The organism is Albidovulum litorale, assembly GCF_025751495.1.
In the GTDB taxonomy this organism is placed as follows: Bacteria; Pseudomonadota; Alphaproteobacteria; order Rhodobacterales; family Rhodobacteraceae; genus Albidovulum; species Albidovulum litorale.
On the sequence record NZ_JAOWKZ010000002.1, the window covers coordinates 658,327 to 682,603 of the forward strand.

Here is a 24,277-nt window from a genome sequence, read left to right on the forward strand (position 1 = left end):
TCAAAGACCGTCCTGAAGATCCGCCACCTCCGTCAGCCGAACGGCGAGCTGTCCGGCCTGGTCACCGTCGAGCTCGGTCAGCTCGCCCCGCGCGATCAAGCGGTCGCCGACATAGAGTTCCACAAGGTCGTCGACCTTCCGGTCGAGCGGCAGGATCGCGTCACGCTTTAGCCGCAGCAGTTCCCGGACCAGCGGTCGCGCCCGTCCGACCGAGATGGTGACCTCGATCGGGACCTGGGTAAACGGATTGCCGTCGGGAATCGCCGGTTTCGCCCCGTCATCCATGGCGTCGCTCCTCTTGTTGTTTCTCGATGTGGAAGAACCCGGATACCGCCGATGAAATCGCGCCGATCACCCCGTCAAGGTCGATGCGGGTTTCGTCTCCGGTGCCGAACTTAAGGTAAACCTGCCCTTCACCCAGAGATTCTTCCTCCTTGAAGGTTAAGGGGAAGGGCGCATCGGCGATCACCAGCCGCTCCAGCACCTCGCGGTTCACCGGATTGGCCAGAAGTGTGATGGGTAAGTCGGACAATTCGCGGGCTATCGGACGCAGATGCTCCAGAATCATCGGCGCGAGCGACTGGCGCGCAATGGCGGGCAGCACCTTGTTCACCATGTCATGCAGCAGCGGTTCAAGGGTTCGCAGAACGTGGCTGTGGGCCTCGTGAAAGGTGAAGGACATATCCTCAAGATTGCGGCCAAGATCGGCCCGAAGCCGTGCGATTTCCTTGTCCTGGGCCGCAACCGCGTCATCCCAGCCGGCCGAGTAACCCTGCTCATAGGAGGCAAGCCGGGTTTCTTCGAGCTCTGCCTGTCCAAGCTCGACCCTCTGGTCGGTCATGTCGGTGAGTTCGAAGACCTCAAGCTGAACCCTGCGCGGCATCAGGCGCGCTCCTCTTCGCTGTCTTCCATCCAGCCCCGCAGTATCTCCACCGTTTCCTCCTGCCGTTCTGAAATCATCTGACGCAGGCGCGCAACGGGATCGGCCGCAGCGGCTGCGGCGTCGCGGTCGGAAACGACGGACAGGTTGGCCGGAACATAGTCGCCGTCATCGATCTCACCGGTCAGCGCCTCAGCCTTTCCCGGCGGCAAGCCGCGCACCGCAGGCGCTTCAAGCTCGGCCGGCCGCTGGCCGCGCGAGGACAGAATCGGCCGCACCACAAACAACCCGAGCACCAGACTGACAACTGCCAGAACAGCAAGCTGGGCGATGCTCATGATATCGAGCCCGGCGAGCAGCGAGCTGCCAGCCTCGGTCTGAACTGGCACGACCGGCTCAAAGCTCATCGACTTCAAAGTGATCACATCACCACGATCGGCATCGAAACCGACAGCGGCAGCCACCAGGTCGCGCAGGGCCGTCAGTTCGTCGTCGCTGCGCGGCTCGGTGGTAGACGCGCCCGCGGCATCCACCGAGGTGACACCGTCGACAAGGACGGCAACAGTCAACCGCTTGATAGCGCCCGGCGATTTCACGACCTCGCGTGTCGTCTCGGACACCTCGAAATTCGTGCGTTCACGGGTTTCGCTGTTCTGGCTCTGCGACGATCCGGCTGTCCCGTCGGCATCGCCGCTGGGCAAGTTAGACGCGACCGTGACCGCGGACGATCCACTGTCATTGGCCGAAGTCGTCCGCTCCTCGGTATCCGTCGAAATTACGACCCTGCCATCGGGATCGAAGCGGCGTTCAGTTATGGCTTCGCGTTCGGTCACGGTTTCCAGCGAAACCTCGACAATCGCATTGCCAAATCCGACCCGCGCCTCCAGCAACCGTTCGACATTGCGCCGCAGGGTTTCGGCGCGATCCTCGGCGGCCGGTCCGGTGGCTTCGTCCCCGGCCATCACCAGACCGCCTTCGCCGTCGATGACGGAGACATCATCGGGCGACATGCCGGCGATTGCCGATGAAACGAGGTATTTCAGGGCTTTTGCATGGGAGGGTGTGATCCCGCCGGCCGTTGTCGTCACCGTGACCGAGGCGGTGGGCCGCGCACGGTTGTGCAGGCCTTGCGCCCGCGTATCGGCAATATGGACGCGCGCCGCCCGGACCTGCGGCAGAGCCGAGATCGTGCGGGCCAACTCGCCCTCTTTCGCGCGGAGATAGGCGGCATCGAACATCTGTGATGTGGTGCCGAACCCGGAAAGCGTATCGAGCAGTTCGTAACCGGAACCGCTGTTGGCGGGCAGACCTTCGGCGGCGAGCGTCATCCTCAACTCGTCGCGCCGCGTCGCCTCGACATAGATCGCGGTGCCACGCACCTCGTAGACCGCAGCCCGCTGATCGAGCGCGGCAAGCACATCACCGGCGCGGTCACCGTCCAGACCGGCATAAAGGAGCGACATCGAGGGTTTCGTCGCCAAACCAGTCAGCGCGAGCACAGCCGCGAACATCGCGATCGTCGCGACGGCAACCGTCAGGCGGCGGCGCGGGTCGAGGTTCTGCCAAACGGCTGCCAGCTCTCGCACGGTATATCTCCCGATTGGGGCTTCTGCCCGTCGTACCCCGATGCTTCGCTGATTGCGCTTAACAATCGGTTAGTTTCCATCGGGTTATACCGGGGCAGGTGGTCAAACCCCGGAATCCTCATGTCTGAAGCAGAAGCACAACCCGAAGACATTCCGAAGAAGTCGAAGCTACCGCTCATCCTCGGGCTGATCCTGATGCTTGCGCTTGGCGGCGGGGGCTTCTTCGCCGTCTATTCGGGAATGGTTCTCGGCCATGGCGGCGACGACCATCCCGAAGAAGAAATCCATGTCGAGGCTCTGCCCGACATTGCCTTCGTGCCGATATCGCCGATGGTCATCTCGCTCGGCACTGAACCGTCGGGCCGCTATCTGCATTTCACCGCGCAACTGGAAGTGGCCAAGGCCCATGAGCCGGACATGGTTCTGCTGTTGCCCCGGGTCCTGGACGTTCTTAACGGGTATCTGCGCGCCGTGGAGGTGCGTGAGCTGGAAGATCCGACCGCGCTCGTCCGGCTCAGGGCGCAGATGCTGCGCCGTGTGCAGATGGTCGCTGGCGAGGGACGCGTCCGCGATGTTCTCGTAACCGAATTCGTGATCAACTAGGGCGGATAAGATGGCGCTGATTGCCGATATTCTCCTCGGGGCGGGCGCCATTGGCGCAGGTCTGTATTGCCTGGTCCTGTCGCGACGCCTCAAGGCGTTCAACCAGCTGGAAAACGGCATGGGAGGCGCCATCGCCGTTCTGTCGGCACAGGTCGACGATATGACCAAGGCACTGGAGACCGCGCGCGGCGCGGCGGGAGATTCGGCAAAGTCATTGCGCGAGATGACCGAGCGGGCCGAGGCCGCGGCGGCAAAGCTGGAGCTGATGCTGGCGACCCTGCACGACCTGCCGGAAACACCGGCTGCGGGCGGACAGCGTCTTCGTGTTGTGCGGCGGCGGCATCGCGGGGATGACCGGATGGAGGCTGCGGAATGACCGGAAAGGCGGCCAAGGTCAAACAGGCAAGGAAAGCTCGTCGGGCCAGCCGCGGCACGCTTGTCGTCATCGCAGTGCTGCTCGGCCTTTCTGGACTCATCCGGATCGGTTCGGGCGCGGTGCATGCGCTGACCAAGGAAGAGCCTGCGGTGCACACAGAGGACAGCGGAGCCTGCACCCCGGATGATGGCGCTCTTGCCATGCTGACCGATCTGCGTGCCCGCGAGGAACGCCTGTCCCGGCGCGAGGGGATGATCGCGGACCGCAGCCAGGCGCTGAATCTCGCCAAGGCCGAAATCGACAAAAAGCTCGCGGCCCTCGTTGCGGCCGAGGAGAAGCTCGCAGCAACGCTGACCCTCGCGGATGAGGCAGCTGATGCCGATGTGGCACGGCTGGTCGCGGTTTACGAAAAGATGAAGCCAAAGGATGCGGCGTCTCTATTCAGCGAGATGGACCCCGAATTCGCGGCCGGATTCCTCGCCCGGATGAAGCCCGACGCCGCAGCGCAGGTCATGGCCGGGCTTGAACCGAAAACCGCCTACACGATCAGCGTTCTTCTTGCGGGGCGTAACGCTGCCGCACCGAGAAATTAGGCCGAAGACGGAAAATTAAGGACTGTTTGCGAGGGTCGGGCCAAAGCGATGGCGCGAATGGAAGGAACGGCACATGGTCGGCATTATCGGCATCGCGATCATCTTCATTATGGTGTTCGGCGGCTATATGGCGGCTGGCGGCAAGCTCGGCATCATTCTGAAGGCACTGCCGTTCGAGATGATCATGATCGGCGGTGCCGCGACAGGCGCGTTCGTCCTGTCGAACGACGGTCCCGCAATCAAGCACACGCTGAAAGACGTGAAGAAGGTCTTCAAGGGCGCCCATTGGAAGCCGGACGATTACCGCGACCTGCTTTGCCTGCTTTTCGAGCTTATCCGTCTGGCAAAGCAGAACCCCGTTGCCGTCGAAGAGCATATCGAGAACCCGGAAGAATCGTCGATTTTCGGCAAGTACCCCAAGATACAGCATGACCATGCAGCCGTGGAGCTGATCTGCGACACGATGCGATCGGCCTCGATGAATTACGACGATCCGCATCAGGTCGAAGAGGTATTGGAAAAACAGCTGGATGCGAACCTGCATCACGCATTGCACTCTACGCACGCGTTGCAATCCATCGCCGACGGCCTGCCCGCGCTCGGCATCGTCGCGGCCGTGCTCGGCGTCATCAAGACGATGGGGTCAATTGACCAGCCGCCGGAAATTCTGGGCAAGATGATTGGCGGGGCGCTTGTCGGCACTTTCCTTGGCGTCTTCCTGGCCTATGGCCTTGTCGGCCCCTTCGCCGCGAAGCTGAAATCGGTGGTCGAGGAGGACAGCCATTTCTACAAGCTGATCCGCGAGGTGCTGGTCGCAAATCTTCACAATCATCCGGCCAATATCTGCATCGAGGTGGGCCGGCAGAATACGCCGCATCATTTCCGCCCCAGCTTTTCAACTCTGGAGGAAGCGCTGAAAGCGGCGAAATCGGACGCGGCATGACCAGTGGAGTCAAGAGCAAGGCTGTCCGGATCAGCGGAGTCCTTGCCGTTTCGATGATCTGCTTGGTCACTTATCGCCCCGCCGGGGCTGAGGCGCTACGTGTCAGATCGGGTGAACATAATGGGTTTACCCGTCTGGTGATCGACGGTGCGACCCGGCACGGCTGGACGATTGGCCGTCTCTCCGACGGGTATGAACTACGTCTTGGACAGAAGGGCACGACCTACGATACGTCACATGTATTCGCCATGATCACACGCAAGCGGATCGCTGATCTGGTCCCGGCAGAGCCAGCTGCACTGCACGTCGTGCTCGGCTGCGACTGTCACGCAAAGGCCTTCGCCACAGGGTCAGGCGCTCTGGTGATCGACATTGCCGATGGAGCGGCACCACCGGGATCACCGTTCGAGACACTGATGCAACCTGTGGCACTTCCGGCGCCGGCCTCGGCGATTCCATCGCCGCATCCGGACATCGTTGAACGAAATGACGGAGCGCCTGCCTGGTTGTTACCCGAAACCGATTTTCGCAAGCAGGCCGTCGCAGATCCCAGGCTGGCCTTTTTCTGGAAGGGTATAGAAGATATGCCCGAAAATGCCTTCAATGCAGAACCATTCGCGGCAGAGCCGGACCGTCAATCGGATGCGCCAGCCCCCGTTCTCCCCCCGTTGCCAGCATCGGAACCGATCACTCCTCACCCGTCGCCGGTCCTGCCGATCATTCCCGATCCCCGGGTCACGATGGCACAGGACGAATTGCTCAGGCAGCTTGGGCGGGCAGCGTCTCAGGGTCTGGTTGATTTCGACACGTCCCGGCTGCTCCTGCGCAGCCGGGGCAAAAGCATCGGTGCACCAAGTGCCGGTACCGCTGACGGCGCCAAAGCCCCCACGCAGATCGAAACCGATGCTTCGGTGATGAACGCCGAAACCAGTATCGATCGCGATGCGGTTTTCGCGGTGAAGCGCATGCCTGTGACGGCCGAAGGCGCGGCCTGTATACGTGCGGAAGAACTGGACATCGCAAGCTGGGGAGATGACCGTCCCGCCCCGCTCCAGATCGCCGACCGCAGAAAGACTTTGGTCGGAGAGTTCGACCGAGCTTCGCCGGAAGCCGTACTCGCCCTGTCTCGGCTTTACATCTACCTCGGTTTCGGCGCCGAGGCGATGGCGGTTCTGACCGCTTTTGACATAAAGCCGGAAATGGCCCGCAACTTGGAGGATATGGCGGTAATCGTCGATGGGGGCGTCCCGAAAGCGATACCTGACCTCGCGCATATGACCGATTGCGATACGCCGGCTGCCCTCTGGGCGGTTCTGGCATGGCCCGAAATCCCCGGCGGCACAGCGGTTGATCAGGGGGCCGTTCTGCTGGCCTTCTCCGCCCTGCCCCCGCATCTGCGACGGGATCTCGGGCCCGAGCTTTCAAACCGCTTGCTGGCGGTCGGTGCGGAATACGCTGCGCGGTCGGTCCGTGACGCCATTGCCCGCGTCAGCTTTGGAAACACTCCCACGCTGGATCTGATCGATGCCCGGCTCAACGTCGCCGGGGGCCACGCCGAAACCGCCGAACAACATGTCGACAGTTTGGCTCGCAGCAATGATCCTCTGGCCAATGACGCGCTGATCCTGACGGTCAGATCGAAGCTGGACCGGGGCCAAGCGGTCGACCGCAACCTCATAGAAAGCGTTGCCGCCCTTGCCTTCGAACGGCAGGACGGAACCGACGGCCCGGTTCTGAGCCAGCTTCACATCCTGTCGCTCGGGTCAAGCGGCGCACTTGCCGAAGCATTCGACGCCTTTGATCGGTGGCCAGGGCATCCGCCGGAGGAGATTCGCGCATCGACCGTACGGCAGCTTTTCACGATGCTCGCAGAAGACAAGGATGAGGCAGAGTTTCTGAGTCTCTATTACGCGCGGCACGCGTTGCTCGAAACTCATGTATCGGACGGCACGCTCCGGCTCGCGTTGGCCGCGCGGCTCTCAGCGGCAGGTTTTGCCGAGGAGGTCGCCGAGCTTCTCGCTGGTGAGGCGGGCCAGAGCGAACAGGGGCGCCACCTGTTGGCCGAGGCAGCGCTGGGGCGATTCGACCCGGACACAGCTCTCGCAAAACTCGATGGCCTGACGGACGAGGCTGCAAACGCGTTGCGTGCGCGCGCGCTTACAATGACTGGGAGTCATCGCCAGGCTGCGCAGGCTTTCGCAACCGCCGGTGAAGACGAGGCCGCGGCCCGCGCCGCTTGGAGAGGTGGAGATTGGGCGAATGTCGTTAAAAACGGACCCGATCCGATGCGTCAGGCGATCATGGAATTCGATTTGCTTCCCGCAGATCCTGCAAGCGTAGACGATAAACCCAGTACTGAAGGGGAACTGGCACAGGGTCGCATGTTGTTGAGTGACAGCCAGGCAATCCGCACGACGTTGACCGCACTTCTGGCCACGACCGAAGACGGCGGCTGATCGAAACCGGTTACCGAATCTAAAGGCCTGACCCCTAGCTTTGCCTTCGCACCGGCAAGAACTGCCACCGGAAGGTCAGAATGCCCGAACCGAACTTTGTTGCCCTTATCTGGACGGTCAAGCGGTCTGCCGCGATGCTTGCAGTGCTGTTGCTCCTCGCGGCGCCGACAAAATTGCACGCGCTGACGGACCATTCCCAGACCTGCGATCAGGTTGCAGCCGAAGCCGCGCGGCGCACCGGCGTACCGATTTCGGTCCTGAAAGCGATCACCAGAACCGAGACGGGACAGAAAAAGAACGGTGCGTTCAGGCCCTGGCCCTGGACGGTCAACATGGAAGGCAAGGGGGTCTGGTTCGACACCGAGGACGAGGCGCGGGCCTATGTCTACAAGGAATTCAAGCGCGGCGCCCGCAGCTTTGACGTGGGATGCTTCCAGATCAATTACAAATGGCACGGCAAGGCTTTCAGCTCCATTGACGAGATGTTCGACCCGCTGACAAACGCCCTCTACGCCGCCCGTTTTCTTGGCGAGCTTTATGCCGAACACGGCAACTGGGGCGGCGCGGCAGGCGCCTATCATTCCCGCACGCCTGAATTCGCGAACCGCTACAAGGTCCGGTTCGAAAAGTTCCGTGCCGCGCTCATGGCCGATGACGGACGGGAGATACCGGAAATCCCCGATATTGTCCGTGTCGCGAATGGCGGCGCGGATCAGGACGTGGGGCTGGCAGAGATTGTCAGGGTTAACACATATCCGCTGCTGCAGTCGGGTACAGCGGGTGAACTTGGTTCTCTGGTGCCCCTGGGCAATGGCGTTAGAGCCGGGCTGTTCGTGCGAGCCCATACATCGGGCGTGGTCAACTGATGCCGAAGGTGACACTGACCAACCTCTTCCAGCCGACCGTCCTGTTGGCGCTCGCGCTGATGGCGGTAATCGTCATGATGATCCTGCCGATGCCCGCCTGGGTGCTGGATATCGGGCTGGCTGCCTCCTTCGCTTTGGCCATCCTGATCTTTACGGTCACGCTCTTCATCGAACGACCACTCGATTTTTCCGCCTTCCCGACGATCCTGCTCGCCTCGCTGATGCTCCGTCTCTCGCTCAACGTATCGTCGACGAAACTGATCATCGGGCAGGGACATACCGGAACGAACGCCGCTGGCGACGTGATCGAGGGCTTTGCCATGTTCATCATGTCGGGTTCGGTCCTGATCGGGCTCGTCGTGTTCGGCGTCCTGTTGATCGTCAACTTCATCGTCATCACCAAGGGCGCGGGGCGGATGGCCGAGGTGGGCGCGCGCTTCGCGCTGGACGGTATGCCGGGCAAGCAGCTTGCGATCGACAGCGACATGAATGCGGGTGCCATCGACCATGCCGAGGCGAAGGCGCGGCGCGAGCGGGAACAGGCCGAGACGACCTTCTTCGGCTCGCTCGACGGTGCGTCGAAATTCGTCAAGGGCGATGCGGTGGCAGGCCTCCTGATTACGCTTCTAAACCTTGTGATGGGGCTCATCATCGGTGTCACCATGCACGGCATGCCGATTGCCCGCGCGGTTGAGACCTATGCGATCCTGACTGTCGGCGACGGGCTGGTCAGCCAGATTCCGGCCGTCATCATTTCCATCGCTTCAGCGCTTTTGCTGTCGCGTGGAGGAGCCAAAGGGACAGCCGACCTCGAATTATTCCGCCAGCTGGGGAAATATCCCCCGGCCCTGGCCACCGTGGCCTTCCTGATGGCCCTGTTCGCACTGGTGCCGGGGCTTCCCTTTCTGCCGTTTCTGGCCGGCGCGACCGTTCTGGGAGGCGCGGCCGAATATGTAAGACGCCTCGCGATCCGGCAGGAGACCGCACGCGCTGCAGCCGCAGCGCCGAATGCTGCGGCGCCAAGACGAAAATCCATGGGCGACATCCTCGACCTCGACGAGATCCACGTCGAATTCGCGCCGAACCTCGTCAGCATGGTTCTCGATCCCGCGACGGGGCTCGACGCGCGGATAGTGAACATGCGCAACCATGTCGCCTCCGCCTACGGGCTGATACTGCCGGAGATAAGGCTGACCGATGATGCGCTGCTGGAACGGGGCACCTACCGTATTCGGATTCAGGGCGTCGAACAGGCCCGTGACAGGCTGATGCCCGATCAGGTACTGGCGCTGCTGGCCGGGGGCGACGCTGGCGTCCCGACCGGGCAGGACGTTCGTGAACCTGTCTACGGCGCCCCGGCCCGCTGGATACCCTCATCGGCGCAGGAAGAGGCGGCGCTGGCGGGCGTTACCGTGGTCAATCCGACCGAGGTGCTCGCGACACATCTTCTGGAAGTCATCAAACGCAACTTCGCCCGACTTCTGACGCTGAGGGGCGTGCGTCGGCTGCTGGAGGAATGTACGAACCTCTCCGACCCGGCACGCGGTGAGGCCAACCGGCGGCTGCTGGATGAGCTCGTGCCGGACAAGGTGCCGGTTGATCTGCTTTTGACCGTACTCCGTCTGCTACTCGAGGAACGGGTATCCATCCGCAACCTGCCCCTGATTCTCGAGGCCATTGCCGAGGGGCGCGGGATGGGCAGCCCAGAGGTGATCTGCGAACATGTCCGCCGCCGCCTTGGTTTTCAGCTTGTCGCCGAGATCCGCCGCGATGATGGGTCGGTGCCGCTTCTGCAGCTCGCGCCGGAATGGGAAGACACCTTTACGGCGCATCAGATCGACGGCGAACGCGGCCAGACCGATGTCGCGCTGCCACCCGAGAAATTCAACCGGCTGGCCATGAACATCGCCGAAAAGATCGGCAACGCGGGCGAGAAGGGCCTGTTTCCGGCCATAATCACATCGTCCCGCCGGCGGCGCTTTCTTAAGACCGTTCTCTGCGCCAAGGGGATCAGCGCCCCGGTGCTGTCTTTCGACGAGATCGGCTACGACGCCAGACCGTCCATCGTCGGGCTGGTGCCGGTTTGACTGCGCTCCTTCACATTCTTCTTGAGGCGGCGCAATCTGTCGGTCTGATCGGTTTCATCGTCTTCCTGCGCATCGGCTCGGCGATGGCGGTCCTGCCCGGTTATGGTGAGCGATCGGTGCCGGTGCGGGTCAAGCTCGTCCTCGCGCTGGCCTTCACCGTAATCATTGCGCCCGCGGTGTCCGGATCTGTCGCGCCGCTCGTCATGGAACCGGGCACCGTTCTGACCTGCATCGCGACCGAAAGCCTGATTGGCTTGGCAATGGGGCTCGTGCTCCGGCTCATGGTGCTCGCCCTTGAAATGGCGGGGGCAATGGCAGCGCAGTCGACCTCTCTGTCGCAGCTCTTCGGCACGGGAGGAGAGCCGATGCCCTCCATGTCGCATCTGCTCGTGGCAGGTGGGCTTGCGCTCGCAATGATAGCAGGACTGCATGTGCGATTGGCCGAGGTGCTGATCCTCTCCTACGACGCTCTGCCACCCGGCGCTTTTCCGGACGCGGCCGCGATCCGGGGCTGGGGGATCGGCCATATCGCGCGGGCCTTCGCGCGGGCCTTCAGCCTCGCCGCACCCTTCGTGATGGCGGCGCTGATCTACAACCTCGCACTCGGCGCCATCAACCGGGCCATGCCGCAACTGATGGTGGCCTTCGTCGGCGCCCCCGCCCTGACCGCAGGTGCGCTGGTTCTTTTCGCGGTTGCCGCCCCGGCCGGGCTCGCGATCTGGAATGGAGGCCTGATCGATGTTCTGGCCGACCCGTTTGGAACCGCGCGATGAGTGGTGACGACAGCGGCGAAAAGGAACATGAAGCCACACAGAAGAAACTGGACGATGCGAGGGCACGGGGTGAGGTCGTGCGTTCGGCCGAACTCGCCGTCGCTGCCGGTTACGGCGGACTGCTGATTGCTGCGACAGGAATCGGAGCAGTGGCATTGCGGGCCTTAGGTGATAGCGCCTTGGCGATGCTGGACCGCGCCGACGCGCTGGCGCAGGCGATGCTGGGTGGCGGTGCCTCGGTCGCCGGTTGGACCATAGTTGTTGCGGTTACGCCGGTACTGCCTTTCTTTGCCGGACCGGCGATTGCCGTTATCTGCATACTTTTCGCACAGCGCGCGTGGGTCTTCGCCCCCGAAAAGCTGATGCCGAAATTGTCGCGCATCGACCCCGTCGCCAATGCGCGTCACAAATTCGGCCGAAGTGGCTTATTCGAGTTTGCCAAGAGCACCGTGAAGCTGGTTCTGATCGCGGTGCTTCTGGGAATGTTCCTGACCGCGCGCCTGCCGCGTATCCTGATGGCGCAGGGCATCGATCCGGGGCTGACCGTCGCCGATCTCTTGCGGATGATCGTCGAGTTCCTGTTCCTGCTCTTTCTCATCGCCGCCACTCTGGGTGCTATCGACTATCTCTGGCAGCGGCATGAGCATCTGCGTACAAATCGCATGTCGCGGCAGGAACTGATGGATGAGCTGAAGCAATCCGAAGGCGACCCCCATATGCGTGGCCAACGGCGGCAGCGTGCCGAGGCCATTGCGATGAACCGGATGCTGGCGGATGTGCCGAAATCCGACGTCGTCATCGTCAACCCGTCCCACTACGCCGTTGCGTTGCAGTGGGACAGGGCAAGCGGACAGGCGCCCGTCTGTGTCGCAAAGGGCGTCGATGAGATCGCGGCGCGCATCCGGGAAGCTGCGGCAATGGCCGGTATTCCCATTCATTCCGATCCGCCAACCGCGCGTGCCCTTCATGCCACAATCGAGATTGGTCGTGAGATCCGCCCCGAACACTATGCCCCCGTCGCCGCCGCGATCCGCTTCGCCGAGCGGATGCGTCAGCGCGCCCGCGAACGGAAGGGCGGATGATGGATGTGAAACGGCTTTCAGTGCTGGTCCGCCTTGCCGCCGCGAAGAAGGAGGCGGATCTGATAGCGCTCAGCCGTGCAGGGGAGGAGCGAGCCGCAATCGAGACCCGGCTGAGCAATCTGGATGCTGTCGCGCAGGCGGCGAGGGACGCTGCCATTTCCGCCCGCGACGCTGTAACGCCAGCTACCGGGGCTGCGTTCGCCAGGTACGTTACGCATGAGCGGGCAAGGCTCGACACAGCTATGTCGCATGCCGCAGAGATCTGGCATGCCCGGCGAGAGGCCGCAGCCCAGTCGTTCGGCAGCTGCGAGGCATTGCGTCAGTTACACGAAGAGCTTGTTCGCAGGAACACCGCAGCACGGGTCAGACGGCACCGGGACGGGGTATGACCGTTCCCTGACTCGCGCAAAGAGCCAGCGTCAGCCGTCCTGTCGCACGATGTCGACAATCAGCACATCGGACACGACCGCGCCCATCGTCTTTCGCGCAACCTCCAAAAGGCCGCTGCGCAGAACATCCATCTTGTTCGACTGTGTGAACGCGCCTTCGAACCCGCCCGCATTGGCATGATCAAACAGGACCTGAAGAAAGACATCGCGGAGTTTTGGCTCCCGCAGAAAGACCGCCTCTGAATTGCCAACAGCGACTTCCAGGCTGATCGACAGGATCACCAGCGCCGCGACATTGCCGTCCTCGACGACAGGCACGACGAACTGGTTGTTCAGTTTGACATAATCATACAGCGGCGGTTCATCGTCGGCTGTCTCCGCCGCATGGCTTTCATCCATCTCGGCATCATGTGTGCCGGCGTCACCGCAGGGGTTAATCTCCACCATCTCTTCGGGCGCCGGACGCAGGAGGAATCCCGCGCCACCGCCGAGCCCAAGGCCAAGCAGGGCAAGAATGACCGGAGTGAGCTTGCGCATCGCTACCTCTCAGAACGGCAGGATGATATCGGCGACCTGCTGGCCGTATCTGGGCTGTTGAACATCCGTGATTTGGCCGCGCCCGCCATAGGAAATGCGCGCTCCCGCGATCTTGTCGTAGGTAATCTCATTCTGACGCGAGATGTCCTCTGGTCGGACGAAACCCTGAACGATCAGTTCGCGGACCTCGAAATTCACCCGAACCTCCTGCGATCCAAGAATGCGCAGAACACCATTTGGAAGCGTCTCGACGATCGTGGCCGCAACCCGCAGGGTGAGCTTTTCCTTTCGCGCAACCGAACCGTCGCCCTGATAGTTCGACGACGAATTCGTCCCGACAGCGTTTGCCATACTGGCTCCGCCAGGCAGTTGCGAATCGATCCGTTGAGGGATGCCCAGAAGATGGGGGATGCCCATCGCATCGGAGGAAGAACGTGACCGGCCCGTCGAATTCGAAATCTCCGCCTTGTCGTCGATCTCGATGACGACAGTCAGGATGTCACCGCGTTGCCCGGCGCGGCGGTCGCCGAGAAGCGAGCCCCGCGATCCGGACCAAAGCGATGCCCCATTGGTCACGTGCCGCGAACCCATGCCGACCGGCAGGCCGGTCGTTGTCATGGCGTAATATTCGTTGCCATTCTCGACCGGTGTGAAGGCCGGCGCCTTGCCGACGTTTTCCAACCGCGAACACCCTGCCAACACGAGCACGGCCATCAGGAGGATCCCCAATCTCATTTCTTTCTCCCCGTTACCGGTCGCCCATGACCCGGACCGACCCATCTGCGGCGACGATGCCCGAAACGGTGGTACGGGAGGCGGTGTTCATGACGCGAATGCTGTCACCCGGCCCGCCGCGCCCAAGCGCGCGGGCCTCGGCGATGATGGTGAGCGGCCCAGCAACGTAGCTGAGCACCACAATCTGGTTACGCTCCACAATCGCGGGCGGCCCAAGATCGGCGGGCCGGATCGGGCGGCCTTGATAAATCGCGACCCGGGTTTCAAGACCGATCACCTCTGCCAGATCAGTGGCGGTGCCCGGAACCGTGCCGGTGGCGACGGTCAGATCGTCGGGCGTGAGGATGGTCTGGGCGCGCAGAGTCCGGGCCGCAAGGAGTGTCTCTGCCGCGACAGGAAACGCCCAGATAACGAACAGGGCAACCGCAAGCCGCATCACCGCACCTGCGTTGTCGCGCCGAGCATCTGGTCGGCGGCGGTGATGACCTTGGCGTTCAGCTCATATCCCCGCTGCGCCTCGATCAGGTCGGTGATCTCACGCACCGCATCGACGGAACTGTCCTCCAGAAAGCCTTGCCGAAGTGTGCCGAGCCCATCTTCGCCCGGCGCGGCAATGGCAGCGGGGCCGGAGGCGGAGGTCTCCAGGAACAGGTTCGACCCGATCGCCTCCAGCCCCTTTTCATTGACGAAACCGGCCAGAGTGAGCTGCCCCAGAAGCTCGGGCTGCACCCGGTCTGAAAAATAGGCATAGACCTCTCCCGACGCATTGATCGACAGCGATCTCGTATCCGAGGGGATCGTGATCCCCGGTGCCACCTGATATCCGTCGGACGTTACGATCAGCCCCTCACCCGTCCGTTTCAATGCCCCGTCGCGGGTATAGGCCGAGAGGCCGGACGGAAGCGTCACTTCCAGATAACCCAGCCCCTCAATAGCGACATCCAGATCACCACCCGAGGCCGACAGAGACCCCTGCGCGACGTTGACCGTGACGGCTGCGGGCCGGACGCCCAAACCGACCTGCACGCCGGTCGGAACGATTGTGCCATCGCTCGCATTGAGCGTGCCGGGTCGCGTGAGTTGCTGATAGTGAAGATCGGCAAACTCCGCGCGGCGGGCGTTGTAGCCGGTTGTCGACATGTTCGCGAGGTTGTTGGAGATGACATCAACCCGCATCTGCTGGGAACTCATTCCGGTGGCGGCAATCTGTAAGGCGCGCATCTGTCTCTCCTTCAGGTCCGGCCAAGGGTCTGGATGACGGAGCGGATCCGCTGATCCTCGGCATCGAGAAAGCCCTGCCCCATCTCATAGGCGCGCTGCACCTCGATCATGCGGGCAATCTCGGCCACCGGGTTGACGTTCGAATTCTCCAGAAACCCCTGAAACATGGTGCCGCCCTCGAAAGGCTCTATCCCCGCTTCGGCGGCAAAACGGGTGCCGCCTGTGTGGACAAGGCCGTTGGGGTCAGCCGGTATGAAAAGACCGACCTGCCCGATCGGATCGCCACCTGCCGAGATCGTGCCATCGGTCGCGATGGAAACCGCGCCGGCATCGGTCGGCACGAACACAGGCGCGCCGCCGAGGTCCAGAAGCCGGTGGCCATCCGGCGTCATTAACTCCCCCTCGGGCGAGGGCGTGAAGGCGCCCGCACGGGTCAACCGGTTGCCCTCGGGCGTCTGGATCTGAAAGAACCCCTCACCCTCGATGGCAAGGTCGAAGCTGCCGCCGGTCTGCACCATTGCGCCCTGCGCGAGGTTGACGATGCGCCCCTCGGCCGAGGCCATCGACAGCGACGGTTCCGCCCCTTCCAGATCGGCAACATGTTCGGCGAAGATCACGCCTTCTTTACGGAATCCTGTGGTGGAGAGGTTGGCGATGTTGTTCGCGACCGCCCGCATTTCGGCCATCAGGCCTGCCTGCCGGTTCAGCGTGGTGTAGGTTGCGTTATCCATGCCCTAATACCCCGCGATCAGCGGCACGATGCGGTCGGTGAAGAACGTGACCAGCATGCCCGACATGAAGGTCATGGAGACCCAGAAGACAGCGATCATCGCACCCACCTTCGGGACGAAGGTCAGCGTCATTTCCTGCACCGAGGTCAGCGCTTGAAAAAGGCCGATCACGACCCCCATGATCAGGGCGACCGTCAGAAGCGGCGCCGAGATCACGACCGCAATCCACAAGCCCTGCCGCATTGTGTCGAAAAATACCGCCTCTTCCATGATCAGACCGGCATCCTGAGGATTTCCTGATAGGCCTCGACAACCTTGTCGCGCAGCGTGACCGCGGTTTCGACCGCAAGCTCGCTTGCCGCCAAAGCCTCGACCAGCGCATGCGGGTCGGCCCCTCCGGTCATTGCCGCCTTTGCGGTCTCCTCGCCTGCTTTCAGCGTCCTGGCGAAGTCATCCGCCAGCGCCGAGAAGGCAGACCCGGCCCCGGCTGGCCCCGTCGCGTTCGGCGCGGGTTGGGTTGCCGGCCGGGCCTGCGCATAGGTCTGCGCGGCGAAAGAGGTTCTCACGTCCATTCTGGACCTCCTCTCGTCTAACGGCGCAGGAGGTCGAGCAGGCTGGCCGACATTTGCCGGGTCTGATCGAACATCCTGAGATTCGCCTCGTAGCTGCGCTGCGCTTCGCGCGCGTCAGCGATTTCGACCACCAGATCGACATTCGAGCCGTCATAGTAGCCGTTCTGATCGGCCATCGGATGACCGGGATCGAGAATCCGCGTCAGCTCCCGCCGGTCGAGCTTCACATCCCCCAGCCGCACTGCGCCGGTGGCCTGACCGCCCTCCATCACCGCCTCGAACGCGGTGGTCTTGCGGTGGTAGCCGGGCGTATCGGCATTGGCGATATTCTCGGACACATGCCGGAGCCGCATTGCCTGCGCTTCCATCCCGCTGGCGGCCACCGAGAGGCTTTGGCTGAAATCACTCATCTGTCACTCCCCCTCAACGGCGCCCGAGCGAGGCGCGCAGTATCGCCAGCGACTTGCCATAGATCGCCAACGCCATGTCATGGTCGCGCCTGACATCGGCGGCCTTGACCATCTCGGTCTCCAGCGACACCGAATTGCCGTTCGGCGACAGCGCCCCCTGATGCGGACGCTCAACGGCCGTGTAGTTTTGCGGCGTGACGGGCGCGCCCAGATGACCGGCGCGGGTCCGGCGCATTCCGCCTGCCTCCTGCGCCCGGTAGGACTCGGCGAAATCGGGAAGGTCCTGCGCCCGGTAACCGGGCGTGTCAGCATTCGCCACGTTCCGGGCGATGGCCGATTGCCGTTCCGCCGCATGGGCGGCGAGCGACGAGGCGAGCGTGAGCACCTCTGGTTTCTCGAACATCGGGGCTTCTCCTCCGAGCTTTCAATCAAGCCTTAACTGCGATTCGTTTAGAAACGGTTGCAGAACAAAAGGAGGCCAGAATGGCTGCGATCGGATTGGACCTGCTGCGCGCTGAAATCGGCGGATGCGCGGCGGCGCACCGGCTGGGACGGGTGACCGAGGTCGGGCGCGGGGTGCTGAAGGTCGTGGGAGTCGCTGAGGACTGGCGGCTGGGCGACCGGGTGCGGCTGGCCGACGGCGCGCGGATTGGGGGCGAGGTCGTGGCGCTTGACGCAGGCGCGGTCACGGTCCTGGCAGACGGGCCCGCCGATGGCGTCCGCCTGGGCGACCGGGTAGAGCATCTGGGCGCGGGCGGGCTGGCCCCGGACGACAGCTGGATCGGTCGCATTGTCGATCCGTTCGGCCATCCGCTCGACGGGCGGCCGCTGATGCGGGGGGGCACGGACCGGCCACTGAAAGCCGCGCCGCCCCCACCCGCCGCGCGCGGACGGCTGGGCGCGCGGATGGAAACCGGGGTCGCGGTCTTCAACACGCTCCTGCCCCTCGTGCGCGGTCAGCGGATCGGCCTCTTCGCCGGGTCCGGCGTCGGCAAGTCGTCGCTTCTGGGCAAACTCGCGCGTGGGGTCGCGGCCGATATCACGGTGATCGCGCTGATCGGCGAACGCGGGCGGGAGTTGCGTGAATTTGTCGAGGGGGTGCTGGGCCCCGAGGGCATGGCGCGCAGCGTAGTCATTGCCGCCACCTCGGATCAGTCGCCGCTGATCCGCCGCCGCGCCGCCTGGGCGGCAATGACGGTGGCCGAGTATTTTCGCGACAAGGGCCTTCAGGTGCTCTTCCTCGCCGATTCCGTTACCCGCTTCGCCGAAGCCCATCGCGAGGTCGCGCTGGCGGCGGGCGAACCGCCCTCACTGCGTGGCTTCCCGCCCTCCACCTCGCATCTGATCATGTCGCTTGCCGAACGCGCCGGGCCCGGCCCGGACGGGGCGGGCGATATCACGGCGGTCTTTTCGGTGCTGGTCGCCGGGTCCGACATGGACGAACCGGTGGCCGACATCCTGCGCGGCGTGCTTGATGGCCATGTGGTCATGGAACGCGAGATTGCCGAACGCGGGCGCTATCCGGCGATCAACCTTCTGCGCTCCGTCTCGCGCTCGCTGCCCCACGCGGCGAGCGAGGCCGAGAATGCGCTGATCGCGGGGGCGCGGCGGCTGCTTGGCGCCTATGACCGGGCCGAGATGATGATTCAGGCCGGTCTTTACGTGAAAGGTTCCGACACGCTCATTGATGCGGCGATGCGGGTCTGGCCCGCGCTGGATGCGTTTCTGGCCGAGGATGCGCCGGAGGGCATCGCCGCAAGTTTCGCCCGTCTGTCGGAAATTCTTGCCATTGCGGGTGAACCGGGCGGGTGACACGATTCGGGTGTGAAGAGGAGGCGTCGCCTTACAACTGATCCGGTCGGATAGTCATACAAGCCGGGACAGCATACCGCCGCGATTGGCCGCCGATTGCAGCAGCGTCAGGGCCGCTGAGGATGACGAGTAACCGGCCCCGACCTGCGTTTCTGCCCGCAGAAGGAAAAGCCGGACCAGATCTTCGACCGTTTCCGGGTCTGAGAAGTCTGAGATGTCGCTGGAGCCCAGAAGCTGCTCGGCCTTGTCCTTCAGCGCGACAAGCTGCTGGTCAAGGTCGATCGCAGCAAAGGCCGAGGGCAGGCCCAGGGCGGTCTGGAACACCTCGCGCAGGGGGGCGGAGCCGAGCACCGCGAACCACTTGGCGTCCACCGACTGATTGCGCCCGGCGATCACCGCCAGTTCGCGTTCTGCATTCATCGCCAGGCGCATCTGGTAGTTCGACTGGCCGACCGCCTCTTCGAACCTACTTGTCTTGTACGACGACAGGATCTTGTCGGCGAAATCCGACAACTGCGTCCGCGGTGTTGCGAAATCGCCGAACCCGAAGGCCTTGGAGAAATCCAGATAGCGCTTGTCCGCCAACTTGTTGGCCAGAGCCTTTGTGTCCAGCGTGCCGTCCTCCAGCACCTTGCGGATGAAATACTTGTTGTTGATATCGTCCGAAAGGCCGAAGGCCCCCAGCGCGACCGACAGAAGCCTGCGATCCGCGACCAGATCCTCCGCCGTCCGGATCGAGCCGATCCTTTCGCGGAAATAGGCGTCATCGCGCTGGATCTGGCGGCTGGCGACAAAGGCCTCTTTCTGCGCATCTCGGGTGCGGGCCAGAAACTTCCAGCCCGCATAGCCGCCAAACGGAACGACCGGCGAATAGGTCATGACCGGTGGGCGAGCAGCCTCGCCTCGCGCGGTAATAGCGCCCTGAGCGCCTTCATCGCCTGATAGAACTGGTTTTCGACCACCGCTGCCGTCGCCGCATTCAGCTGCGCCCGGCTGTCGGTATCGGTCAGAGCCTGACTCAACTGCTCAATCCCGCGCATGATCTGGTGACGCGCCTCTTCGGGATCGGCATCGCCCGACAGGACAAGCTGGGTGATGTAGCACACGCGGCGAGCCGGTGTATTGACCTCTTCAGGATGGATCGCATCCCGCAGGCGCAGGATGTTGGCATTCGGTGTCATGATCGCCAGCCGCGACCGCTTGTCGCCGTTCTCGATTACCGCGCCGTTGATCAATACGCGTTCGCGTGGTGCGAGTTTCAGCACCAGCCCGGTCATGTCGCTTCTCCCGTACCTCTGAGCCCGCGCATCACTGCTGTGTTGATGTCGATCAGGACGTCTGCCCCAGCCTCACCCGCAAGGATACGCCGGGTCTGGTGCGTCGTGAATTCGGCGAGATAGAAGATCTGGGCGCGAAGGCCGGCGGGCAGTTCGTTGGTCTCGATCGCCACATCGGCGGCAAGAGCGGTCCAGAGCGCTCGGTTGTCGTGCAGCGCCTGCACGAGCGCATTGAAATCGCCGTCACCCTGTGCCGCGGATATGAGCCGATGGGTCACCTGCGCGAAAACCTCATATTCAGTTCCGCGTCCGGTTCTGGTGGAGATGGTGGTGCCGGAATAGGCCGTTTTGGCCATGAGTTGAGCGTTCACTTGAATACCTTCCAATGACGGTTTTCGTCAGTTGCGGCTTTGCCGTGGAAGACCGGGGCGGTTTAAGACCGCCCCGGTCGATGGCGTTAGCGGAACAGAGACAGGACGTTCTGCGGTGCCTGGTTGGCGATCGAGAGCGACTGGATGCCCAACTGCTGCTGCACCTGAAGCGCCTGAAGTCGGGCCGAGGCCTCTTCCATATCAGCGTCCACCATGGCGCCGATACCGACCTTCAGCGCGTCGGACAGTTTGCCGACAAAGTCGCTCTGGATCGAAATGCGCTTGCCCGCCGAACCAAACTCCGCGGCTGCGTCGATACCTGTCTGGATCAGCGTTTCGATATTGCCAAGCGCGGTCGCCGCACCGGCGGAGGTCGACACGTCGACCGTCGACAAAAGGCCAAGTCCGCCCGAACCGGCATTCTTGAACTGGCCGGACACGGTAAGGTCAACTACGCCGGTATTGGTAAAGACCAGTTCGCCTGCATTGGCGCTGTCATAGTCAACCGTCAGACCGGCAATGCCGAGTGAGTCGATGGCGTTTTTCAGCCCAACCGCGACGAGGTCATCGGTCGAAGAGGCCGCGACGAGGTCATTAGCCGTGACAGTGTAGCTCGCCGTCTTGTTGCCGATGGAGATCGAAACCTGATCGCCAGCTGTCCAGGTGCCGGCATTGGCGATGGTAATGTCGTCGGTGCCGGTCGTGGCATCGAGCGTCGTCACGAAGGTATCGCCCGCCGCCGAGATAGTGCCCGCTGTCGAGGCCGAGTAGACATCCGATGCAACGTAGCCGCCAGTCGAGAGGTCTTGCGCCGTGACCGTGATCGACGAAGTATTGACCGTACCATTCGCCTGCCGGTCCAACGAGGCAAGCACATCCACCGTGCTTTGCGTACCGTTGACGAGGTTCAGGCCGTTGAACTGCGCCGCACCGACCACTGAGTTGATCTGATCGCGAAGCGCCACGATATCGGTCTGGATCTTCGCCCGGTCAACATTGTCTTCCTGCGCAGCAACGATCTTGCCTTTGATTTCGGTCATCAGGTCGGTGACGGTTTCGGCCGCCTGACGGGCAACAGCGACAGTAGATTCGCCCAGCGCGAGGCTGTCCGAGATTCCCTTGAAACCTTTCACATCTGCTTCCATCACCTTTGAAATGGCCCAGACCGCCGCATTGTCCTTGGCCGAGGCCACGGATTTGCCGGTCGAAATCTCGTCCTGGGTCTTCGAGAGATTCATGTTGATGCTGCGGAGCGTTTGCAGCGCCACCATGGAGCTGGAGTTGGTCAGAATGCTTGACATGTTTGCGTCCTTTGCTGAAACGGCGCTTTGCGCCGGATATCTGAAGCCGCATCTGGCGGCACCGGTGGCGTTCTGACCGATGCGGCGTCCGGAGGATTCCCCGCCGCGCCATCCTTTCGCGGATGCAAGGCCGACCTTGGCGACCATGTTCTAATAGTTTGCTAAGGTGATCCGCTTATTGTCGTAATATTTCCAAAAATTTTTAGATAATTACGCGCGGCGCTCGATCTGTCCCTTGACATAGGACACCGAAGACTGCCGCCCGCGGCTGTCATAGGTTCTGAGTTCACTGGCAATGCCCGCGATTTCTTTCATCCGTCCGGCACCAGCCTGAACGCCAAGCATGACCGCGCCAAGCAGGTGCCGGTTTTCTTCCGCCCGGCGCTTCAGCTTTTCAATCGCCGCCCCGCTCTCTTCGGCCGGATGTCGGGCAAGTTGATCCAGATAGTCGCCCATCGGCCCAGACAACGATGACAGGGCAGAGATATCGCCACAGCAAATCGCCGCTTTCTGCCGGATCAGAAGATCATTCAGCGCCTTGATCGGAGAACCCGTGTCAGCCCCCATCGTCCACCCTCCGTTTCACCGCATTGAAAACGCTTTCTGCTAGGCCGATTCCGCCGTTCCGGGCCATTTCCCCGGCCTGTTCCCGACGCAGGAACGAGGCGAACTGCTCCTCGCCAATGCCGCCGCCGAAACCATCGTGCGCTTCACCAAGGCCCGCCGACTTCAGCATTTCAGCCAGAAACTGCGCCTCCATCTCCTGCGCCGCAGCACGCAGGGCCTTGTCCTTTGCGTCGGGCGACGAGGGGGTAGTTGTGAGTTTGGTCATGATTTCGGTCATCGGATCGTTCCAATTGCGGGCACTTTCCAGAACGATCCCCGATCGAGGTAAAGAAGCGGTAACCCTGAACGGGGATGCTGGGCGGGACACAGGCAGAAGTCGTAGACCCATGGACCTATTTCCCTTTCTCGCACCGTCGCGGCCCGGCGCGCCGTCGGTTGGTGCCCAACTGACGGCGGATAGCAATGCCACCGCCCAAGGGCTGGTTGGCAATCTTGCAGCCTTTCTGGCGGTTTTTGTGGTCCGCATTCCTGAAAAAGGGGGCAGCGATGGCCACACCTCGATGACAGACGCACCCATGGGCGACATTGCCGGAAGGACATTTCTTACCGCCAGCGAGGGGTCGGACGCGGCGGAGAGCGATGCGACCGAAGATGGCGCATCGACTGAACCGGCCGCGGCAATGCCGACCGTCACGGTCGCGCCCGCAATCGCCCCTGCGCAGGTCGTCGAATCCAGTTTACCCGAAGCGCGTGATAAGTCCGCCCCGTCGATGACACCACAAGACCACACTGTACCCGAGGGCACTGCTCTGGGGCAGCCGGTTCGGCCCGGTCAGTGGAGCTTGTCTATGCCACCGGTGCCCGCCCTGCCGCGGCGAGGCGATGAACGAACCGTCAGGCGGACGGACAGTTTCGCTTTGAGCCCCGGCGCGGTTGCGCATGCTGACGGCGACCGCAAGCCGGGTCGCAATGGCCCGGTGCCGAACGCGACGGCCGCATCGGAGGAGCGTCCACCTGATACGGGTGTCGCACCAGATTCCCGGGCGTTGGCCCGAGCGGATGCGACGGTGATGATCAGGCGCGCAACTCAGGATGCAGACATGGGCCCGGCGGCGGTCAAGCACAGCCCTTCGGGCGCGCCTTCGGCCGCGCCAAGGGCGACGGAACCCGCACCGGCCGTGACGATGCCCCTCCCCGCCAGTTCAGCAACATCCATAGCCGCGGATGCAGTATTGCAGTCGCGCCCGATCCAGATCGGCCAGGCTCCTCCGGTCGACGCGCGGGTGGATGCACCGAGCAATATCAGGCCTCTGGCGCGCCCAGATCCGTCTTTGGCGCCAGCTGGACAGGGCCGCGTTTCGAAAGATGAACAGGCAATTGAGCATAGCGCGGACAGCGCACCGCATTTCTCGAAACCGGACCGAATGGTCGCCGCCGCGCCCTTCAACGTCCAGGCGCCTGAGACTATCCGTGACGAATCCGAACTCGCGTCAGGGCCGAACAAAACGGGTCGGCGGGATAGCCCCGCCGCGCTTGAGGGCGCGCGACCGTCCTGTGCCTTGGTTGCGGAAACCATCAGCCGTCCGGTGCCGTCTCTGGAAATCGAAACAGGTTCAGCGCCGCTGGCTGATGTGTCTGCAATCACCGCATCGCCCGACACCGGACAAACGCCGCGCGCAGAGCACCGGACGGCGTCCGTGACGCAGACACTGCCGCAGGGGTTGGGCCACCGTCTGGCCGAAACTGTCGCCACGTTTCCAGATAGGCCGGTGGAGGTGACGCTGTCGCCGGAGGAACTTGGTCGGGTACGGATGTCGCTTGCCACCCATGACGGCGCACTGACCATGAACGTGGTCGCCGACCGGCCCGAAACGCTCGACCTTTTGCGTCGCAATATTGATCAGTTGGCTCAGGACTTCCGCGACCTCGGCTTCCGCGACCTCAGCTTCAGCTTCGGCGACAGGTCCGCCGGGCAGTCGCCAGAACACTTGCCGGAGGATACCGCCACCGAAACCGAATCCGAGACCATTACACTCCATCAACCCGCCCGGCATCCGCATCTGACCGCGACGCTACCAGAGGGCGGACTGGATCTGAGACTCTAGAAGG

Annotated in this window: 30 protein-coding genes; 12 read left to right on the forward strand and 18 right to left on the reverse strand. The window is 63.0% G+C overall.

Annotated elements, in window-relative coordinates; all coding sequences use genetic code 11:
• Genes OEZ71_RS09060 through fliF form a run of 3 tightly spaced genes read right to left on the reverse strand, consistent with a single transcriptional unit; the run spans position 1 to position 2,466 of the window.
• A complete protein-coding gene (locus tag OEZ71_RS09060; protein WP_263739623.1) occupies positions 1 to 285 on the reverse strand; it encodes a FliM/FliN family flagellar motor C-terminal domain-containing protein in 285 nt (94 codons plus the stop codon).
• A complete protein-coding gene (locus tag OEZ71_RS09065; protein ID WP_263739624.1) occupies positions 278 to 883 on the reverse strand; it encodes a FliH/SctL family protein in 606 nt (201 codons plus the stop codon). The genes OEZ71_RS09060 and OEZ71_RS09065 overlap by 8 nt, the downstream gene beginning before the upstream one ends.
• Positions 883 to 2,466, reverse strand: a complete 1,584-nt coding sequence (gene fliF, locus OEZ71_RS09070; RefSeq protein WP_263739625.1) for a flagellar basal-body MS-ring/collar protein FliF — start codon at positions 2,464 to 2,466, stop codon at positions 883 to 885. The genes OEZ71_RS09065 and fliF overlap by 1 nt, the downstream gene beginning before the upstream one ends.
• Before the next feature lie 120 nt (positions 2,467 to 2,586).
• Here fliF and OEZ71_RS09075 point away from each other — a divergent pair, with 120 nt between their 5' ends.
• From OEZ71_RS09075 to OEZ71_RS09120, 10 genes are all read left to right on the forward strand, one after another.
• Entirely contained in the window at positions 2,587 to 3,069 is a 483-nt protein-coding gene (locus OEZ71_RS09075) for a flagellar basal body-associated FliL family protein (protein ID WP_263739626.1), read from the forward strand.
• A 10-nt stretch (positions 3,070 to 3,079) separates the two neighbouring features.
• A complete protein-coding gene (locus OEZ71_RS09080; protein WP_263739627.1) occupies positions 3,080 to 3,445 on the forward strand; it encodes a DUF6468 domain-containing protein in 366 nt (121 codons plus the stop codon).
• Positions 3,442 to 4,038 (forward strand): MotE family protein, encoded by a 597-nt coding sequence (locus OEZ71_RS09085; protein ID WP_263739628.1) that lies wholly within the window; start codon positions 3,442 to 3,444, stop codon positions 4,036 to 4,038. The genes OEZ71_RS09080 and OEZ71_RS09085 overlap by 4 nt, the downstream gene beginning before the upstream one ends.
• Positions 4,039 to 4,111: 73 nt before the next feature.
• The gene (motA, locus tag OEZ71_RS09090; protein WP_263739629.1) at positions 4,112 to 4,981 is read left to right on the forward strand and encodes a flagellar motor stator protein MotA; all 870 of its coding nucleotides are present in this window, start codon (positions 4,112 to 4,114) and stop codon (positions 4,979 to 4,981) included.
• Positions 4,978 to 7,437: a hypothetical protein gene (locus tag OEZ71_RS09095; RefSeq protein WP_263739630.1), complete on the forward strand. Its 2,460-nt coding sequence runs from the start codon at positions 4,978 to 4,980 to the stop codon at positions 7,435 to 7,437. The genes motA and OEZ71_RS09095 overlap by 4 nt, the downstream gene beginning before the upstream one ends.
• Before the next feature lie 80 nt (positions 7,438 to 7,517).
• The gene (locus tag OEZ71_RS09100; protein WP_263739631.1) at positions 7,518 to 8,303 is read left to right on the forward strand and encodes a transglycosylase SLT domain-containing protein; all 786 of its coding nucleotides are present in this window, start codon (positions 7,518 to 7,520) and stop codon (positions 8,301 to 8,303) included.
• A complete protein-coding gene (gene flhA, locus OEZ71_RS09105; RefSeq protein ID WP_263739632.1) occupies positions 8,303 to 10,390 on the forward strand; it encodes a flagellar biosynthesis protein FlhA in 2,088 nt (695 codons plus the stop codon). Before OEZ71_RS09100 ends, flhA begins: the two co-directional genes overlap by 1 nt.
• The gene (locus OEZ71_RS09110; protein WP_263739633.1) at positions 10,387 to 11,163 is read left to right on the forward strand and encodes a flagellar biosynthetic protein FliR; all 777 of its coding nucleotides are present in this window, start codon (positions 10,387 to 10,389) and stop codon (positions 11,161 to 11,163) included. Before flhA ends, OEZ71_RS09110 begins: the two co-directional genes overlap by 4 nt.
• Positions 11,160 to 12,245: an EscU/YscU/HrcU family type III secretion system export apparatus switch protein gene (locus OEZ71_RS09115; protein WP_263739634.1), complete on the forward strand. Its 1,086-nt coding sequence runs from the start codon at positions 11,160 to 11,162 to the stop codon at positions 12,243 to 12,245. Before OEZ71_RS09110 ends, OEZ71_RS09115 begins: the two co-directional genes overlap by 4 nt.
• A gap of 5 nt (positions 12,246 to 12,250) precedes the next feature.
• A complete protein-coding gene (locus OEZ71_RS09120) occupies positions 12,251 to 12,634 on the forward strand; it encodes a hypothetical protein (RefSeq protein ID WP_263739635.1) in 384 nt (127 codons plus the stop codon).
• A 30-nt stretch (positions 12,635 to 12,664) separates the two neighbouring features.
• Here the strand turns inward: OEZ71_RS09120 and OEZ71_RS09125 are convergent, their stop codons facing one another.
• The 9 genes from OEZ71_RS09125 to OEZ71_RS09165 are packed head-to-tail and all read right to left on the reverse strand — an operon-like array spanning position 12,665 to position 17,243.
• On the reverse strand, positions 12,665 to 13,171 hold the full coding sequence (locus tag OEZ71_RS09125; protein WP_263739636.1) for a flagellar basal body-associated FliL family protein: 507 nt from the start codon (positions 13,169 to 13,171) through the stop codon (positions 12,665 to 12,667).
• A gap of 9 nt (positions 13,172 to 13,180) precedes the next feature.
• Positions 13,181 to 13,906, reverse strand: a complete 726-nt coding sequence (flgH, locus tag OEZ71_RS09130) for a flagellar basal body L-ring protein FlgH (RefSeq protein ID WP_263739637.1) — start codon at positions 13,904 to 13,906, stop codon at positions 13,181 to 13,183.
• 13 nt (positions 13,907 to 13,919) lie between these two features.
• Complete coding sequence (gene flgA, locus OEZ71_RS09135) at positions 13,920 to 14,342, reverse strand: flagellar basal body P-ring formation chaperone FlgA (protein ID WP_263739638.1); 423 nt, start codon at positions 14,340 to 14,342, stop codon at positions 13,920 to 13,922.
• Positions 14,342 to 15,127: a flagellar basal-body rod protein FlgG gene (flgG, locus tag OEZ71_RS09140; protein WP_263739639.1), complete on the reverse strand. Its 786-nt coding sequence runs from the start codon at positions 15,125 to 15,127 to the stop codon at positions 14,342 to 14,344. Before flgG ends, flgA begins: the two co-directional genes overlap by 1 nt.
• Positions 15,128 to 15,138: 11 nt before the next feature.
• Positions 15,139 to 15,858 (reverse strand): flagellar hook-basal body complex protein, encoded by a 720-nt coding sequence (locus OEZ71_RS09145; protein ID WP_263739640.1) that lies wholly within the window; start codon positions 15,856 to 15,858, stop codon positions 15,139 to 15,141.
• A gap of 3 nt (positions 15,859 to 15,861) precedes the next feature.
• Positions 15,862 to 16,128 carry a flagellar biosynthetic protein FliQ gene (locus OEZ71_RS09150; protein WP_263739641.1) on the reverse strand — a complete coding sequence of 89 codons (267 nt, stop codon included), beginning with the start codon at positions 16,126 to 16,128 and terminating at the stop codon, positions 15,862 to 15,864.
• A 2-nt stretch (positions 16,129 to 16,130) separates the two neighbouring features.
• Positions 16,131 to 16,430 (reverse strand): flagellar hook-basal body complex protein FliE, encoded by a 300-nt coding sequence (gene fliE / locus OEZ71_RS09155; protein WP_263739642.1) that lies wholly within the window; start codon positions 16,428 to 16,430, stop codon positions 16,131 to 16,133.
• Between the two features lie 17 nt (positions 16,431 to 16,447).
• Positions 16,448 to 16,840: a flagellar basal body rod protein FlgC gene (gene flgC / locus OEZ71_RS09160; RefSeq protein WP_263739643.1), complete on the reverse strand. Its 393-nt coding sequence runs from the start codon at positions 16,838 to 16,840 to the stop codon at positions 16,448 to 16,450.
• Between the two features lie 13 nt (positions 16,841 to 16,853).
• On the reverse strand, positions 16,854 to 17,243 hold the full coding sequence (locus tag OEZ71_RS09165; protein WP_263739644.1) for a FlgB family protein: 390 nt from the start codon (positions 17,241 to 17,243) through the stop codon (positions 16,854 to 16,856).
• An 80-nt stretch (positions 17,244 to 17,323) separates the two neighbouring features.
• Here OEZ71_RS09165 and OEZ71_RS09170 point away from each other — a divergent pair, with 80 nt between their 5' ends.
• Complete coding sequence (locus OEZ71_RS09170) at positions 17,324 to 18,652, forward strand: FliI/YscN family ATPase (RefSeq protein WP_263739645.1); 1,329 nt, start codon at positions 17,324 to 17,326, stop codon at positions 18,650 to 18,652.
• A gap of 54 nt (positions 18,653 to 18,706) precedes the next feature.
• On the opposite strand, the gene OEZ71_RS09175 is transcribed toward OEZ71_RS09170, so the two are convergent.
• From OEZ71_RS09175 to OEZ71_RS09200, 6 genes are all read right to left on the reverse strand, one after another.
• Positions 18,707 to 19,531 carry a DUF1217 domain-containing protein gene (locus OEZ71_RS09175; RefSeq protein WP_263739646.1) on the reverse strand — a complete coding sequence of 275 codons (825 nt, stop codon included), beginning with the start codon at positions 19,529 to 19,531 and terminating at the stop codon, positions 18,707 to 18,709.
• Positions 19,528 to 19,929: a flagellar biosynthesis repressor FlbT gene (gene flbT, locus OEZ71_RS09180; RefSeq protein ID WP_263739647.1), complete on the reverse strand. Its 402-nt coding sequence runs from the start codon at positions 19,927 to 19,929 to the stop codon at positions 19,528 to 19,530. The genes OEZ71_RS09175 and flbT overlap by 4 nt, the downstream gene beginning before the upstream one ends.
• A complete protein-coding gene (gene flaF, locus OEZ71_RS09185) occupies positions 19,926 to 20,285 on the reverse strand; it encodes a flagellar biosynthesis regulator FlaF (protein ID WP_263739648.1) in 360 nt (119 codons plus the stop codon). The genes flbT and flaF overlap by 4 nt, the downstream gene beginning before the upstream one ends.
• 101 nt (positions 20,286 to 20,386) lie before the next feature.
• Positions 20,387 to 21,601 carry a flagellin gene (locus OEZ71_RS09190; protein ID WP_263739649.1) on the reverse strand — a complete coding sequence of 405 codons (1,215 nt, stop codon included), beginning with the start codon at positions 21,599 to 21,601 and terminating at the stop codon, positions 20,387 to 20,389.
• A gap of 210 nt (positions 21,602 to 21,811) precedes the next feature.
• Positions 21,812 to 22,168, reverse strand: a complete 357-nt coding sequence (locus tag OEZ71_RS09195; RefSeq protein ID WP_263739650.1) for a DUF5106 domain-containing protein — start codon at positions 22,166 to 22,168, stop codon at positions 21,812 to 21,814.
• On the reverse strand, positions 22,158 to 22,433 hold the full coding sequence (locus tag OEZ71_RS09200; RefSeq protein ID WP_263739651.1) for a rod-binding protein: 276 nt from the start codon (positions 22,431 to 22,433) through the stop codon (positions 22,158 to 22,160). The genes OEZ71_RS09195 and OEZ71_RS09200 overlap by 11 nt, the downstream gene beginning before the upstream one ends.
• Positions 22,434 to 22,728: 295 nt before the next feature.
• Between OEZ71_RS09200 and OEZ71_RS09205 the strand changes: the two genes are divergently transcribed.
• Complete coding sequence (locus tag OEZ71_RS09205) at positions 22,729 to 24,273, forward strand: flagellar hook-length control protein FliK (RefSeq protein ID WP_263739652.1); 1,545 nt, start codon at positions 22,729 to 22,731, stop codon at positions 24,271 to 24,273.
• Positions 24,274 to 24,277: the final 4 nt, after the last annotated feature.

What these genes read in the sequence shown, in the direction of transcription:
- OEZ71_RS09060 (WP_263739623.1), bottom strand. Translation starts at nt 285, where the DNA reads ATGGATGACGGGGCGAAACCGGCGATTCCCGACGGCAATCCGTTTACC.
- OEZ71_RS09065 (WP_263739624.1), bottom strand. Translation starts at nt 883, where the DNA reads ATGCCGCGCAGGGTTCAGCTTGAGGTCTTCGAACTCACCGACATGACC.
- OEZ71_RS09075 (WP_263739626.1), top strand. Translation starts at nt 2,587, where the DNA reads ATGTCTGAAGCAGAAGCACAACCCGAAGACATTCCGAAGAAGTCGAAG.
- OEZ71_RS09080 (WP_263739627.1), top strand. Translation starts at nt 3,080, where the DNA reads ATGGCGCTGATTGCCGATATTCTCCTCGGGGCGGGCGCCATTGGCGCA.
- OEZ71_RS09085 (WP_263739628.1), top strand. Translation starts at nt 3,442, where the DNA reads ATGACCGGAAAGGCGGCCAAGGTCAAACAGGCAAGGAAAGCTCGTCGG.
- motA (WP_263739629.1), top strand. Translation starts at nt 4,112, where the DNA reads ATGGTCGGCATTATCGGCATCGCGATCATCTTCATTATGGTGTTCGGC.
- OEZ71_RS09095 (WP_263739630.1), top strand. Translation starts at nt 4,978, where the DNA reads ATGACCAGTGGAGTCAAGAGCAAGGCTGTCCGGATCAGCGGAGTCCTT.
- OEZ71_RS09100 (WP_263739631.1), top strand. Translation starts at nt 7,518, where the DNA reads ATGCCCGAACCGAACTTTGTTGCCCTTATCTGGACGGTCAAGCGGTCT.
- flhA (WP_263739632.1), top strand. Translation starts at nt 8,303, where the DNA reads ATGCCGAAGGTGACACTGACCAACCTCTTCCAGCCGACCGTCCTGTTG.
- OEZ71_RS09115 (WP_263739634.1), top strand. Translation starts at nt 11,160, where the DNA reads ATGAGTGGTGACGACAGCGGCGAAAAGGAACATGAAGCCACACAGAAG.
- OEZ71_RS09125 (WP_263739636.1), bottom strand. Translation starts at nt 13,171, where the DNA reads ATGCGCAAGCTCACTCCGGTCATTCTTGCCCTGCTTGGCCTTGGGCTC.
- flgH (WP_263739637.1), bottom strand. Translation starts at nt 13,906, where the DNA reads ATGAGATTGGGGATCCTCCTGATGGCCGTGCTCGTGTTGGCAGGGTGT.
- flgA (WP_263739638.1), bottom strand. Translation starts at nt 14,342, where the DNA reads ATGCGGCTTGCGGTTGCCCTGTTCGTTATCTGGGCGTTTCCTGTCGCG.
- flgG (WP_263739639.1), bottom strand. Translation starts at nt 15,127, where the DNA reads ATGCGCGCCTTACAGATTGCCGCCACCGGAATGAGTTCCCAGCAGATG.
- OEZ71_RS09145 (WP_263739640.1), bottom strand. Translation starts at nt 15,858, where the DNA reads ATGGATAACGCAACCTACACCACGCTGAACCGGCAGGCAGGCCTGATG.
- OEZ71_RS09150 (WP_263739641.1), bottom strand. Translation starts at nt 16,128, where the DNA reads ATGGAAGAGGCGGTATTTTTCGACACAATGCGGCAGGGCTTGTGGATT.
- fliE (WP_263739642.1), bottom strand. Translation starts at nt 16,430, where the DNA reads ATGGACGTGAGAACCTCTTTCGCCGCGCAGACCTATGCGCAGGCCCGG.
- flgC (WP_263739643.1), bottom strand. Translation starts at nt 16,840, where the DNA reads ATGAGTGATTTCAGCCAAAGCCTCTCGGTGGCCGCCAGCGGGATGGAA.
- OEZ71_RS09165 (WP_263739644.1), bottom strand. Translation starts at nt 17,243, where the DNA reads ATGTTCGAGAAACCAGAGGTGCTCACGCTCGCCTCGTCGCTCGCCGCC.
- OEZ71_RS09170 (WP_263739645.1), top strand. Translation starts at nt 17,324, where the DNA reads ATGGCTGCGATCGGATTGGACCTGCTGCGCGCTGAAATCGGCGGATGC.
- OEZ71_RS09175 (WP_263739646.1), bottom strand. Translation starts at nt 19,531, where the DNA reads ATGACCTATTCGCCGGTCGTTCCGTTTGGCGGCTATGCGGGCTGGAAG.
- flbT (WP_263739647.1), bottom strand. Translation starts at nt 19,929, where the DNA reads ATGACCGGGCTGGTGCTGAAACTCGCACCACGCGAACGCGTATTGATC.
- flaF (WP_263739648.1), bottom strand. Translation starts at nt 20,285, where the DNA reads ATGGCCAAAACGGCCTATTCCGGCACCACCATCTCCACCAGAACCGGA.
- OEZ71_RS09190 (WP_263739649.1), bottom strand. Translation starts at nt 21,601, where the DNA reads ATGTCAAGCATTCTGACCAACTCCAGCTCCATGGTGGCGCTGCAAACG.
- OEZ71_RS09195 (WP_263739650.1), bottom strand. Translation starts at nt 22,168, where the DNA reads ATGGGGGCTGACACGGGTTCTCCGATCAAGGCGCTGAATGATCTTCTG.
- OEZ71_RS09200 (WP_263739651.1), bottom strand. Translation starts at nt 22,433, where the DNA reads ATGACCAAACTCACAACTACCCCCTCGTCGCCCGACGCAAAGGACAAG.
- OEZ71_RS09205 (WP_263739652.1), top strand. Translation starts at nt 22,729, where the DNA reads ATGACAGACGCACCCATGGGCGACATTGCCGGAAGGACATTTCTTACC.